Consider the following 12,391-nt stretch of genomic DNA (forward strand, 5'->3'; position numbering starts at 1 on the left):
GCGCGCGCCGGGTGCCGCGCGTTCAGCGCAGCAGTTGCGCCAGCGCGGCGCGGTAGTCGGCATACGCGACGGCTTCGTCGCGATGGCGGCGGCCGCTCACGACGCGTTCGCCGCCGGTGTATACGTCGAGCACCGGCGTATCGCCGTGCTCGGCGAACACCGCGCCCGACAGCCACGACGCGCTGCCGTGTTCGGCGATCGCCGGATGATCGGGATCGAGCACGAGCCAGTCGGCGCGGCAGCCTTCACGCAGCGCGCCGATGCGCCGCCCGCTGGCCTGCGCGCCCCCTGCGAGCGACGCGTCGAACAGCCGGTCGGCGACATGCGCCTGCGTGTCGCTCGCGAGCACGTTGCGCGCGCGATGCACGAGCCGCTGCCCGTATTCGAGCAGGCGCAGTTCCGAGCGCCAGTCGACCGACGCATGGCTGTCCGAGCCGACGCCGATCACGCCGCCCTGCGCGAGATAGTCGACGGCCGGGAACACGCCGTCGCCAAGGTTCGCCTCGGTGGTCAGGCACAGGCCGGCCACCGCACGACGCTTCGCGAGCGCGGCCGTTTCGGTCGCATCGACGTGCGTCGCGTGCACGAGGCACCAGCGCGCATCGACATCGAAGCGATCGAGCAGCCATTGCACGGGACGCGCGCCGTAAGCGCGCACGCAATCGTCGACTTCGGCCGTCTGTTCGGCGATATGGATATGCACGGGCGCATCGTCGGGCAGGCCGTCGAGCAGCACGCGCAATCCGCTCTCGGACACCGCGCGCAGCGAGTGCGGCGCGACGCCGTAGCGCAGTCCGCCGTGCTCGGGCGCGACGCGGCGCATCGCGTCGAGCAGTTCGAGCAGCCCGTCCGGCGTGTTGATGAAGCGGCGCTGGTCGTCGCGCGCCGGCTTGTTGCCGAACCCGGCGAACTGGTACGACACGGGCAGCATCGTGATGCCGATGCCGGCCGAGCGGGCCGCGTCGATCACGCGCGTGCCGAGTTCCGCGATCTGCGGATAGCGCGAGCCGTCCTGCGCGTGATGCACGTAGTGGAATTCGCACACCGACGTATAGCCGCATTTCAGCATCTCGACGTACAGCCAGCGTGCGATCGCCGCGAGCGCGTCGGGCGTGATCTTCAGCGCGAAGCGGTACATCAGGTCGCGCCAGCTCCAGAAGCTGTCGGCGGGATTCGCGCGGTATTCGGTGAGCCCCGCCATCGCGCGCTGGAACGCGTGCGAATGCAGGTTCGGCATGCCGGGCAGCACGGGCCCTGCCGCGCGGGCGACGCCGGCCGGCGCGTCGGCGTCGGGCGTCACGTCGGTCAGCGTGCCGGCTGCGTCCCAGCGCAGCAGCACGTTGCGGCGCCAGCCATCGGGCAGCCAGGCATGGTCCGCGAACAGCGTCATTTCGGTCATCGTGAGTCTCGTCTGTTGCAACGCTAGCCGTTCATCCGGCGAAACACGGTCGTACCGCCGCGCACGACCTGCTCGCACAGCGGCCGGCCGATCCAGTAAGCGAGCTCCGACAGCGAGCCGACCGACCAGGCCGCGAAATCGGCCTGGCGACCGATCTCGAGCGCGCCGTGACGATCCGCGCGGCCGAGTGCCGCGGCCGCATGGCGCGTGACGCCCTGCAGCACCTCGGGCACCGTCATGCGGAACAGCGTGCAGCCCATGTTCATCGTCAGCAGCAACGATTCGAGCGGCGACGTGCCGGGGTTGTGATCGGTCGCGAGCGCGATCGGCACGCCGTGCTTGCGCAGCAGCGCGATCGGCGGCAATTGCGTTTCGCGAATGAAGTAATACGCGCCGGGCAACAGCACGGCGACCGTGCCGGCCGCCTTCATCGCCTCGATGCCGGCTTCGTCGAGAAATTCGAGGTGATCGGCGGACAGCGCGCGATAACGCGCGGCGAGCGCGGTACCACCCGCGTTCGACAACTGCTCCGCGTGCAGCTTCACCGGCAGGCCGCGCCGCGCCGCGGCCTCGAACACGCGCTCGGTCTGCGCGAGCGAGAAGCCGATGCGCTCGCAGAACACGTCGACCGCGTCGACGAGGCCTTCGTCGGCGAGTGCCGGCAGCATCCGTCCACACACTTCGTCGATGTATTCATCCGGGCGGCCCGCGTATTCCGGCGGCAGCGCGTGCGCGCCGAGGAACGTGGTGTAGACCGTGACCGGAAAGCGCTCGCCGAGCTGGCGCGCGACGCGCAGCATCTTGCGCTCGCTCGCGAGGTCGAGCCCGTAGCCCGACTTGATCTCGATCGCGGTCACGCCTTCGGCGAGCAGCGGCTGCAGGCGTGCGGCCGCCTGCACGAACAGCGTCGTCTCGTCGGCCGCGCGCGTCGCGCGCACCGTCGACACGATCCCGCCACCCTGCCGCGCGATCTCCTCGTAGCTGACGCCGGCGAGGCGCTGCGCGAACTCGTCGGCGCGCGTGCCGCCGTACACGAGGTGCGTATGGCAGTCGACGAGGCCCGGCGTCACCCACGCGCCGTGCAGGTCTTCCCGCTGCCAGTGCGCATAACCGTGGGGCAGCGCAGAAAACGCGCCGAGCCACACGATCGTGCCGGTTTCGTCGACGGCGATCGCTGCGTCGTCGATCGTTTCGTCGGGATGGCCGTGCGGACACAGCCTCAGGTGATGCCAGACAATCGGTTTCATGCGTTCAGTCTCGTTCGCCGACGGCGAGCGACACGGCGAGCAGCGCGCCGCCTCCGCTCACGACGACGTCAAACGCACGCTGCGGCCCGTCGAGCCGCAGCGTGTCCATTTCCTGCAGTGCGTAGTGCGCGCCGTCGATCTCGATGCCGACCGCGCCGGTCGCGCAGAACAGCAGCACGGTATCGGCGCGCTCGACGCGGTGCGTGCCTTCGGGCCACACGTCGACCGTCCCGCGCGCGGCCGAACGGCGCGTCATCAGGTTGAAGTCGCGCGTCGCGCCGTCGTGCAGCGTCGCGTCGATCGCCGTTTCGCCGGCGAAATCCGCGCGGGCGAGCGGCGCGTCGAGCACGTGAAGTGCGCCACCCGCTTCCGCGAGCGTCATGCCCGCGCCGGACAGCAACACGAGCGTGCGGTCGATGCCGTCGAAACGCGAGAACGGCCCGGCCGCGCCGACGTCCGCGACGCTCACGCGCCAGGCGAACGCGTCGAGCGCGGCGCCCGGCGGGAACGCGCCGATTTCGCGCGTCACGCCGCCGCCGTTCTTCCACGGCGACGCAACGAGATCCGCCGCGCGGATCATCGTTGCGTGCACCGGCGCCTGGTCGAGCGCCGTCATGCTCAGCGGCCGAGCATCGGCAGCTTCAGGCCGGCTTCGCGGGCCGTCTGCTGCGCGAGTTCGTAGCCGGCATCCGCGTGACGCATCACGCCCGTCGCCGGATCGTTCAGCAGCACGCGACCGAGACGCTCGTGCGCGTCAGCCGTACCGTCGGCGACGATCACGACGCCCGAGTGCTGCGAGAAGCCCATCCCGACGCCACCGCCGTGATGCAGCGACACCCACGATGCGCCGCCCGCGGTGTTCAGCAGTGCGTTCAGCAGCGGCCAGTCGCTCACGGCGTCCGAGCCGTCCTTCATCGATTCCGTCTCGCGGTTCGGGCTCGCGACCGAACCGGTGTCGAGGTGGTCGCGGCCGATCACGATCGGGGCCTTCAGTTCGCCGTTCTTCACCATCTCGTTGAACGCCTGGCCGAGGCGATAGCGATCCTTCACGCCAACCCAGCAGATCCGTGCGGGCAGGCCCTGGAACGCGATGCGCTCACGTGCCATGTCGAGCCAGTTGTGCAGGTGCGGATCGTCGGGGATCAGCTCCTTCACCTTCTGGTCGGTCTTGTAGATGTCTTCCGGATCGCCCGACAGCGCGACCCAGCGGAACGGGCCCTTGCCTTCGCAGAACAGCGGGCGGATATAGGCCGGCACGAAGCCCGGGAAGTCGAACGCGTTCTCGACACCCATTTCCAGCGCCATCTGGCGGATGTTGTTGCCGTAGTCGAGCGTGGCCGCGCCGCGCTCCTGCAGCGTCAGCATCGCGCGCACCTGCACTGCCATCGACTGCTTCGCCGGATGCACGATGCCTTCCGGATCGACCTTCTGCGTCTCGCGCCATTGCGCGACGCTCCAGCCTTGCGGCAGGTAGCCGTTGATCGGGTCGTGCGCGCTCGTCTGGTCGGTCACGCAGTCCGGCGTGATGCCGCGCTCGACGCACTCCGTGAACACGTCGGCCGCGTTGCCGAGCAGGCCGATCGACACCGGCTTGCCGGTGCGCTTCGCTTCCTCGATCATGCCGAGCGCCTCGTCGAGCGTCGTCGCCTTCTTGTCGACGTAGCGCGTCTTCAGGCGGAAGTCGATGCGCGTCTCGTCGCACTCGACCGCGATCATCGAGAAGCCGGCCATCGTCGCCGCCAGCGGCTGCGCGCCGCCCATGCCGCCGAGACCGCCCGTCAGGATCCAGCGGCCCGACGGGTCGCCGTTGAAATGCTGGTTCGCGACCGAGAAGAACGTTTCATAGGTGCCCTGCACGATGCCCTGGCTGCCGATATAGATCCAGCTGCCGGCCGTCATCTGGCCGTACATCATCAGGCCCTTGCGGTCGAGCTCGTTGAAGTGCTCCCAGGTCGCCCAGTGCGGCACCAGGTTCGAGTTCGCGAGCAGCACGCGCGGCGCATCCTTGTGCGTGCGGAACACGCCGACCGGCTTGCCCGATTGCACGAGCAGCGTCTCGTCTTCGCCGAGATCCTTCAGCGACGCGAGGATCTGGTCGAAGCATTCCCAGTTGCGCGCCGCGCGGCCGATGCCGCCGTACACGACGAGCGCGTGCGGATGCTCGGCGACTTCCGGATCCAGGTTGTTCTGGATCATCCGGTAGGCCGCTTCGGCCAGCCAGGTCTTGCAGACCTTCTCGCTGCCGCGCGGCGCGCGGATCGTACGCGTCGGATCGAGACGGGGATCGATGTGTTTCGGATGGTTCATGACGACTGCTCCCGAGGGAAAGTGAATATCAAATAGGAATCAGAAATGCCCGGTGAAGCGATAACGGCTGCCGGGGTGCCACAGATTCGCCACCGAGGCGACGACGCCCTGCGACCAGGTGCGCCTATGTAAAACGAGACACGGCTCGACGTCGTCCATTCGCAGCTGCTCGCGCCGCTCCGGCGCCGGGGCCGCCGCTTCGATCCGGTACTCGACGCGCTGCAGCGGGGCTGCGCGCATCAGGTACAGGTTCGGCGTCGTGTTCGTGAAATCCTGCTCGGCATAATCCGGCGCGACCGCCGGATTCACCCACCGTTCTTCGAGCTGGACGGGTTCGTCATTCTCGAAGTGCAACACCTGCGAATAAAACAGCTTCGCGCGCACGGTCATCTGCATCTCGTCGGCGAGCGCCTCGTCGGCGCGGATCGTCTCGAGGCCGAGCACGCTGGCGCGGTAAGCATGCCCGCGCGCGTCGACCTCCTCCGAGATGCTGCGAATCGCGACGAGCGTCGACTCGTACTTCGGCCGCGCGACGTAGGTGCCGGCGCCCTTCATGCGCGTGAGCACCTGCTCGGCCGTCAACTCGCGCAACGCGCGGTTGACGGTCATGCGCGCGACCTTGAACTCGCGGGCCAGTTCGTTCTCGGAGGGCACCTGGTCGCCCTCCGCCCACTCGCCGGCGTGAATGCGGCCCAGGATGAAATCCTTGATCTCCTGGTAGACCGGCGCGCTCATGGGCTTACTGTTCCGATGCGAACGAGAACGGCGCGATCTTCGCGAATGCGCGCTCGTCGACGAGCTTCGCGACTGCTGCGATGTCCGGTGCGAAGTAGTGGTCGAGCTCGTAATGCGCAACCTTGCTGCGGATCGTTTCCATCACGGGCGCGAGCTTCGGGCTCGTGTGGTACGGCGCGCGCAGGTCGACGCCTTGAGCGGCGGCCAGCAGTTCGATCGCGAGGATGTGCTTCGTGTTTTCCGCGATGTCGGCGAGCTTGCGCGCGGCGAACGTCGCCATCGACACGTGGTCTTCCTGGTTCGCCGAGGTCGGCAGCGAGTCGACCGACGCCGGGTGCGCGAGCGTCTTGTTTTCCGATGCCAGGGCGGCTGCCGTCACGTGGGCGATCATGAAGCCCGAGTTCACGCCGCCGTCCTTCACGAGGAACGGGGGCAGGCCCGACAGCGTCGCGTCGATCAGCAGTGCGATGCGGCGCTCGGCCAGCGCGCCGATTTCCGATGCGGCGAGCGCGAGGTTGTCGGCCGCGAATGCGACGGGTTCGGCGTGGAAGTTGCCGCCCGACAGCACTTCGCCGGTATCCGGGAAGATCAGCGGGTTGTCCGACACGGCGTTCGCTTCGACCAGCAGCACGTCGGCCGCGTGGCGCATCTGGTCCAGGCACGCGCCCATCACCTGCGGCTGGCAGCGCAGGCTGTACGGATCCTGCACCTTGTCGCAGTCGCGGTGCGACTGGTTGATCGGCGAACCTTCGAGCAGGTCGCGGTACGACGCGGCCGCGTCGATCTGGCCTTGATGGCCGCGCAGTTCGTGGATGCGGGCATCGAACGGCTTCACCGAGCCGGCCGCCGCGTCGACCGACAGCGCACCCGCGACGAGCGCGGTGCGGTACAGGTCTTCGATCGCGAACATGTTGTCGAGCGCCAGCGCCGTCGAGGCTTGCGTGCCGTTCAGCAGCGCGAGGCCTTCCTTCGCCTGCAGCGTGAGCGGCGCGAGGCCCGCGACGCGCAGACCGTCGAGCGCGCTGGCGCGCTCGCCGCGGATGAACACTTCACCGACGCCGAGCAGCACGGCCGACATGTGCGCGAGCGGCGCGAGGTCGCCCGATGCGCCGACCGAGCCCTTCACCGGGATCAGCGGCAGCACGTCGGCGTTGAACAGCGTGATCAGCGCGTCCATCACCTCGCGGCGGATGCCCGAGTGGCCGCGGCCGAGGCTCGACAGCTTCAGCGCCATCAGCAGACGCACCGACGAGCGTGCCATCGGCTCGCCCACGCCGACCGCGTGCGACAGCACCAGGTTCTTCTGCAGCAGCTCGAGCTGGTCGTGCGGGATGTGCGTGCTGGCCAGGCGGCCGAAGCCCGTGTTGATGCCGTATGCCGGCTCGCCCTTTGCCGCGATGTCGGCGACGGCCTTCGCGCCTGCATCGATCTTCGCGAAGCTCGCAGGGTCGAGCGTGAGCTGCACGGATTCGCGAGCGATCTTGCGCAGTTGCGGGAGGGTCAGGTGGCCGGGGGTCAACGTAATCATGTGATCAATCCTGTCTAGACAAGTTCGTGATGGATTGCAGTGTAGCCATCGCAACTTGTCTAGACAACCCCGTTTTTCACGATTTCGACTCGGGAGTTTCCCTGATATCCGGGGCGGCCCGCCGGAGTGGCCCGACAGCCCCGGCAATTAACATCCGTTGCAGTTTATTTTTCGTTGGCAACGTACGGATTGACGCTTCCTCGCGATCCGTCCACGCAGACTTGCCATGACCATCCCGCCCCGGTTGACCGCCCTCCTCGGCCGCAGCCTGCTCACGCGCACGAGCCCGGGCACCGGCGGCTTCCCCGATCTCGCCGGCAAGACGGTCGTGACGAACCAGGGCACGACGTCCGAACGCGTGCTGCGAACGATGAACGAGGAGAAGAAGATGACACGTGGTTCATGAAGCCGGTGCCGCCGAAAGCGCGCGCGTTCGACGGCCCGATGAGCGACGTGATCAGGGCGCGCTACGCGACGCCGAACGACGTGCCGCTCGGGTGAGCGTCGCGTGCCGAAACGGGTTCAACGCGTCCACGCGACGCACGCCGCGTAGCCGGGCGCCGCGTCGAGCCAGCCCGCATCGAACGCGGCCACGCCGGCGGCGGGCGCGGCCGGCTCGACGATCGTCGTCGCGGGCGTCGCCGCATCGCGCGGCGGCACGACCGCGAACGCGCGCAGCCCGCCGACGATGCCGGTGCCGAGCGCCTTCAGCAACGCCTCCTTCGCGGACCACACGCGCATGAACGCGTCGGCACGCGCGGCCATCGGCAGGCCGTCGAGATACGCGGCCTCGGCGGTCGCGCACACTTCGCGCGTCAGCGCACGCCAGTCGGTCGAACGGTTGCAGCTTTCGATATCGACGCCGACACGTCCCGTCCCTGTCCATGCGATCAGCGCGTGATCGCCCGCATGCGACACGTTGAAATCGAGCGATGCGCGATGCGCGGGGTCGAGCGACGGTCGTCCCGATGCGTCGACGACGATCACGATGTCCTTTGCCGCCACGTCGAGCGCCGCGCCGAGCACGTCGCGCAGCGCGGCGCGCGTCGCGGCACTGCGCACCGCATCCTCGTGCCGCAGGTAGCGCCCGGCACGCGCGCGCTCGGCGTCGCTCAGTGCCGCATAGGCCGGCGACGCGAGCGGCACGTGCCAGTCGAAATCGATGCGCGCGACCTGCACGCCGGCCCGCGACGCGGCTGGCGGCACGTCGAGCAGGTGCATGCGCCACGCGCGGGACGGGTCGGCGGGAATCCCGGAATCGGGTGGAATGTACGTCGGCACTGGGCAGCCAGTCGAATGAAACGTCCGATGTTAATCGATCGCGCGGCACGGCCGCGATCGTCGACAGTGGCGGCAGGCGCGGCCGCCGCATCGACGCGACGGCCTGGCCGCCCTCGCCTGCGCGGTCACCCGTGCGCGACGGCGCCCGGCACGCCGCTTCCCGCCAGCCGCGCACGCTGCGCCGGATGGCGCGCGTGGACGCGGCCCGGTGCGTCGGCCGGCAGCACGCCGTGTTGCAGCCAGTACAGCGCCACGGGCCACAACGTGTCGGTGAAGCGGCTGTGGAAGAACGCGAAGTGGCCGATCGCGTCGACACCGATGTCGCGCGGCGCGATCCGCAGATGCGTGACGTCGCTGCCCGTGTAGTAGCCGACCAGTCGCTCGATCGCGTCGACCGTGCCGAACCCGTCGTCATCGAGGCCGATCGCGAGCATCGGCGCCGGCAGCCGCGCGAAGCGGGCCGGCAGCGCGGCGCGGCTCGCCGCGGTTTCGGCGAGCAGGCCGTGCGTATAGGCATCCTCGAAACGCGGCTGCGAACGCACCCACGACAGCGCGACGCCGCGCGGCGTATCCTCCATCCAGCCAAGCCGTTTCGCGGGCACGTAGCCGAACACGGCCGCGAGCGCCGGCATCGCGACGTGCCACTTCCACCACATGCGCCGCCGCTCTGCCGGCCGATAGTCACGCCAGTACGCATACTGCGCGCCGACGGTCACCGCATGACGCACGTACGCGTTCGACGCCGCGAGCCCGAGCACGCAGCCGCCGATGCTGTGCGCGACGACGTCGAGCGGCTGGCCGGGAAACGCGTCGCGCGCGTACTGCAGCGCGGCCTCGCAATCGAGCCGCCCCCAGTCGAGCCAGTTCGCGCGCAGCTTCGCGAGCCGCGCGGGGCGCGATCCGCCGATCCCGCGATAGTCGTAGACGAGTACGTCACGCCCCTGCGCGAACAGCCAGGCCGCGAAGCGGAAGTAATAGTCGCAGCGCACCGACGTCGCGCAATTGACGACCGTCACGGGCCGCGCGGCACCGCCGCCGCGATGCCGCCATACGTAGCCGCGCAGCACGTAACCGTCGGCCGCGGTCAGCGTCACGGCCTGCGGCGGCAACGCGCCCGCCGCGCGCCCGGCCGCCTGATCCGCCCCGGCTGCTTCGTTCGAAATCGTCATCCTGTCTCCTGTGCGGCACCGCATCACGCCGCGCTCGCCCGATCGGCCAGCCTCCATTGAACTTGACGCGCCCGGCGTTCTCAACCAATCTTGCTGCTCCGTTCGCATGAGCCCTACGCATGTCAACGCCGCTCGTCCGTCTCCCGTCGCTCGACCTCGTGCGCGGCTTCGTCGCCGTCGGCCGCCGCATGAGCATCACGCTCGCCGCGCAGGACCTGTGCGTCACGCAGTCGGCGGTCAGCCGCCAGGTGCACGCGCTCGAGGCGCACCTCGGCGTCGCGCTGCTGCAGCGCGGCTATCGCAAGATCGCGTTCACGCCGGAAGGCGAGCGGCTGTTTCGCGCCGCCGACGCGGCGCTGCTCAGCCTGCAGGACACCGTCGCGTCGCTCGCCGCCGCGCGCGAGCGCCAGCCCGTCACGATCACCGCGAGCATCGGCGTCACCGCGCTGTGGCTGCTGCCGCGGCTCGGGCGCCTGCAGGCGCGCCTGCCCGACGTCGACTTGCGCGTGGCCGCGAACGACAAGGTACTCGATTTGCGCACGGAAGGCATCGACCTCGGCATCCGCTACTGCCCGCGCGAGCGCGCGCCGGCCGGCGCGCTGCACCTGTTCGACGAGGTCGTCGTGCCGGTCGCGCACCCGGCGCTGGCCACGCGGCCCGTCACCGACGCGGCCGCGATCGCCGACCACGTGCTGCTCGAATTCGACGGGCCGCCGCAAACGCAACTGCAGTGGCGTGCGCACCTGCACGCGGCCGGACTCGGCGACGCGCGCCCGAAGGGCGTGCTGCGCTTCAACCAGTACGACCAGGTGATCCACGCCGCGATCGCCGGCCAGGGCGTCGCGCTCGGGCGGCTCGCGCTCGTCGCGCCGATGCTCGCGGACGGCCGGCTCGCGGTGCTTGGCCCGCACTCGCAGGCGTTGTCGGATACGTACGGCTACTGGCTGTTCCGGCACGATCCCGCACCGCGCCGCGAAGTCGCCGCCGTGCGCGACTGGATTCTCGCGGAAGCGGCCGAATGCGACGCGGCGATGCGCGCGTACGACGTGGCGCAACGGTAAGCCGCGAGCGAGTTGCCTCATCGAGCCGATGCCGGCGCGGCGTTGCGCACGGAATGCGCGCAGCCGCGGGCGATGCACTGACGCCCCGACTACGCTGCATCGGCCACGCATCACGCTGGCTGCATGCGTCGCAGCGGCACCACGCATCCGGCCCCCGGCATCGCGTCCGAACCCCGCCTCACATTCCCCACGCGCATGCGAACGCGACCGAATGATCGCTTGAGCGCGCGGCGCCCGGATCGTCTAATCGAATCGAACGCGGCGCCGCGCCGCACGCATTCATCCGGAGACCCGCATGACCCCGATCGAACAAGACACCCGGCGCCGCTGGCTGCCGGTGCTCGCGGGCGGCCTGATCATGGGCGCCGCGCTCGGCATCCGCCACGTGCAGGGGCTGTTCCTCGCCCCCGTCACGCTCGACCACGGCTGGTCGCGCGAAGCGTTCGGCCTCGCGCTCGCGCTGCAGAACCTGATCTGGGGCATCGCGCAGCCGTTCACCGGCATGATCGCCGACCGCTTCGGGTCGGTGCGCGTGATCGTCGCCGGCATGCTGCTGTATGCGGCCGGGCTCGTCACGATGGCGTTTGCCGCGTCGGCCGGCGTGTTCACGGTCGGCACCGGGCTCGTGATCGGCATCGCGCTGTCGGGGTCGGCCTTCGCGTCGATCTACGGCGCGCTGAGCCGGCTGTTTCCGCCGGACCGGCGCGGCTGGGCGCTCGGTGTCGCCGGCGCGATCGGCGGGCTCGGCCAGTTCTGCATGGTGCCGGTCGCGCAGGTGCTGATCGGCGACATCGGCTGGCAACATGCGTTCGTCGCGCTCGCGCTCGTCGCCGGGCTGCTCGCACCGCTCGCCGTGCTGGTGCGCGACCGGCACGCGCAAGCCGCGCGTCGCGCGGACGGCCCCGACCAGTCGATCGGCGCGGCGGTGCGCGAAGCGTTCGCGCATCGCGGCTTCTGGCTGCTGAACGCGGGGTTCTTCGCGTGCGGGTTCCAGCTCGCGTTCATCGCGACCCACCTGCCCGCTTACCTCCTCGATCACGGCCTGCCGGCGCGCCATGCCAGCGCCGCGCTCGCGCTGATCGCGTTGACCAACGTGGCCGGCACCTACGCATGCGGCCATCTCGGCGGCCTGCTGCGGCGCAAGTATGTGCTGTCCGTGCTGTATCTCGTCCGCGCGCTGGCGATGGCCGCGTTCGTCGCGGCGCCGTTGTCGCCCGCGAGCGTCTACGTGTTCGCGGCCGTGATGGGCTTCACGTGGCTCGGCACCGTGCCGCTGACCAACGGCGTGATCTCGCAGGTGTTCGGCGTGCGCTACATCGCGACGCTGTTCGGCTTCGTCTTCTTCGGGCACCAGCTCGGCAGCTTCTTCGGTGTATGGCTCGGCGCGCTCGTATACGACGCGACGCATTCGTATCTGCCGCTGTGGATCGGCTCGATCGCGCTCGGCGTGCTGGCCGCGCTGCTGCACCTGCCGATCGACGACGCGCGCATCGCGCGCCCGGTGCCGGGCAAGGCCGCGTGGGCATGATGCGCGCGGCGCTGGCCGTCGGCGTGCTCGCGTTCGTCGCGTGGTGCGGCGCGGCGTACTTCAATTCGGGCGTCGCGCTTGCGCTGCTCGAGCACGCAGCATTCTGCAACTGACATGGCAAGCCGCACCGCGCGCA

General features: G+C 69.8%; 11 protein-coding genes and 1 pseudogene. 4 read left to right on the forward strand and 8 right to left on the reverse strand.

Features of this window, described 5'->3' with window-relative positions; translation table 11 throughout:
- Positions 1-22 precede the first annotated feature (22 nt).
- From ACT2FV_RS27690 to hutH, 6 genes are read right to left on the reverse strand one after another with little or no spacing between them, the layout of a single operon-like run.
- On the reverse strand, positions 23-1,399 hold the full coding sequence (locus tag ACT2FV_RS27690; protein WP_444505182.1) for a formimidoylglutamate deiminase: 1,377 nt from the start codon (positions 1,397-1,399) through the stop codon (positions 23-25).
- Positions 1,400-1,422: 23 nt separating this feature from the next.
- Complete coding sequence (gene hutI, locus ACT2FV_RS27695; protein WP_226115603.1) at positions 1,423-2,646, reverse strand: imidazolonepropionase; 1,224 nt, start codon at positions 2,644-2,646, stop codon at positions 1,423-1,425.
- A 4-nt stretch (positions 2,647-2,650) separates the two neighbouring features.
- A complete protein-coding gene (locus tag ACT2FV_RS27700; protein WP_444505183.1) occupies positions 2,651-3,262 on the reverse strand; it encodes a HutD/Ves family protein in 612 nt (203 codons plus the stop codon).
- A 2-nt stretch (positions 3,263-3,264) separates the two neighbouring features.
- The gene (gene hutU / locus ACT2FV_RS27705) at positions 3,265-4,953 is read right to left on the reverse strand and encodes a urocanate hydratase (protein ID WP_059599061.1); all 1,689 of its coding nucleotides are present in this window, start codon (positions 4,951-4,953) and stop codon (positions 3,265-3,267) included.
- Positions 4,954-4,992: 39 nt separating this feature from the next.
- A complete protein-coding gene (gene hutC / locus ACT2FV_RS27710) occupies positions 4,993-5,688 on the reverse strand; it encodes a histidine utilization repressor (protein ID WP_059599060.1) in 696 nt (231 codons plus the stop codon).
- A gap of 4 nt (positions 5,689-5,692) precedes the next feature.
- On the reverse strand, positions 5,693-7,216 hold the full coding sequence (gene hutH, locus ACT2FV_RS27715; protein WP_226115601.1) for a histidine ammonia-lyase: 1,524 nt from the start codon (positions 7,214-7,216) through the stop codon (positions 5,693-5,695).
- 268 nt (positions 7,217-7,484) lie between these two features.
- On the opposite strand from hutH, the pseudogene ACT2FV_RS27720 reads away from it, so the two are divergent.
- Positions 7,485-7,717: pseudogene (locus tag ACT2FV_RS27720) on the forward strand (hypothetical protein); the annotation flags it as partial.
- Positions 7,718-7,738: 21 nt separating this feature from the next.
- Here ACT2FV_RS27720 and ACT2FV_RS27725 read toward each other — a convergent pair.
- Positions 7,739-8,437: a 4'-phosphopantetheinyl transferase family protein gene (locus tag ACT2FV_RS27725; protein ID WP_444505456.1), complete on the reverse strand. Its 699-nt coding sequence runs from the start codon at positions 8,435-8,437 to the stop codon at positions 7,739-7,741.
- A gap of 185 nt (positions 8,438-8,622) precedes the next feature.
- On the reverse strand, positions 8,623-9,666 hold the full coding sequence (locus tag ACT2FV_RS27730) for an alpha/beta hydrolase family protein (protein WP_444505184.1): 1,044 nt from the start codon (positions 9,664-9,666) through the stop codon (positions 8,623-8,625).
- Between the two features lie 119 nt (positions 9,667-9,785).
- Here ACT2FV_RS27730 and ACT2FV_RS27735 point away from each other — a divergent pair, with 119 nt between their 5' ends.
- The 3 genes from ACT2FV_RS27735 (at position 9,786) to ACT2FV_RS27745 (ending at position 12,368) form a co-directional block, all read left to right on the forward strand.
- Positions 9,786-10,727: a LysR substrate-binding domain-containing protein gene (locus tag ACT2FV_RS27735; RefSeq protein ID WP_151052386.1), complete on the forward strand. Its 942-nt coding sequence runs from the start codon at positions 9,786-9,788 to the stop codon at positions 10,725-10,727.
- 295 nt (positions 10,728-11,022) lie between these two features.
- Positions 11,023-12,255, forward strand: a complete 1,233-nt coding sequence (locus ACT2FV_RS27740) for an MFS transporter (RefSeq protein WP_444505185.1) — start codon at positions 11,023-11,025, stop codon at positions 12,253-12,255.
- Complete coding sequence (locus tag ACT2FV_RS27745; RefSeq protein ID WP_264160566.1) at positions 12,246-12,368, forward strand: hypothetical protein; 123 nt, start codon at positions 12,246-12,248, stop codon at positions 12,366-12,368. The genes ACT2FV_RS27740 and ACT2FV_RS27745 overlap by 10 nt, the downstream gene beginning before the upstream one ends.
- Positions 12,369-12,391: the final 23 nt, after the last annotated feature.

Origin of the sequence: Burkholderia sp. PR2, from assembly GCF_052372875.1 — a bacterium.
Taxonomy (GTDB): domain Bacteria; phylum Pseudomonadota; class Gammaproteobacteria; order Burkholderiales; family Burkholderiaceae; genus Burkholderia; species Burkholderia diffusa.

What these genes read in the sequence shown, in the direction of transcription:
- ACT2FV_RS27690 (WP_444505182.1), bottom strand. Translation starts at nt 1,399, where the DNA reads ATGACCGAAATGACGCTGTTCGCGGACCATGCCTGGCTGCCCGATGGC.
- hutI (WP_226115603.1), bottom strand. Translation starts at nt 2,646, where the DNA reads ATGAAACCGATTGTCTGGCATCACCTGAGGCTGTGTCCGCACGGCCAT.
- ACT2FV_RS27700 (WP_444505183.1), bottom strand. Translation starts at nt 3,262, where the DNA reads ATGACGGCGCTCGACCAGGCGCCGGTGCACGCAACGATGATCCGCGCG.
- hutU (WP_059599061.1), bottom strand. Translation starts at nt 4,953, where the DNA reads ATGAACCATCCGAAACACATCGATCCCCGTCTCGATCCGACGCGTACG.
- hutC (WP_059599060.1), bottom strand. Translation starts at nt 5,688, where the DNA reads ATGAGCGCGCCGGTCTACCAGGAGATCAAGGATTTCATCCTGGGCCGC.
- hutH (WP_226115601.1), bottom strand. Translation starts at nt 7,216, where the DNA reads ATGATTACGTTGACCCCCGGCCACCTGACCCTCCCGCAACTGCGCAAG.
- ACT2FV_RS27725 (WP_444505456.1), bottom strand. Translation starts at nt 8,437, where the DNA reads ATGCACCTGCTCGACGTGCCGCCAGCCGCGTCGCGGGCCGGCGTGCAG.
- ACT2FV_RS27730 (WP_444505184.1), bottom strand. Translation starts at nt 9,666, where the DNA reads ATGACGATTTCGAACGAAGCAGCCGGGGCGGATCAGGCGGCCGGGCGC.
- ACT2FV_RS27735 (WP_151052386.1), top strand. Translation starts at nt 9,786, where the DNA reads ATGTCAACGCCGCTCGTCCGTCTCCCGTCGCTCGACCTCGTGCGCGGC.
- ACT2FV_RS27740 (WP_444505185.1), top strand. Translation starts at nt 11,023, where the DNA reads ATGACCCCGATCGAACAAGACACCCGGCGCCGCTGGCTGCCGGTGCTC.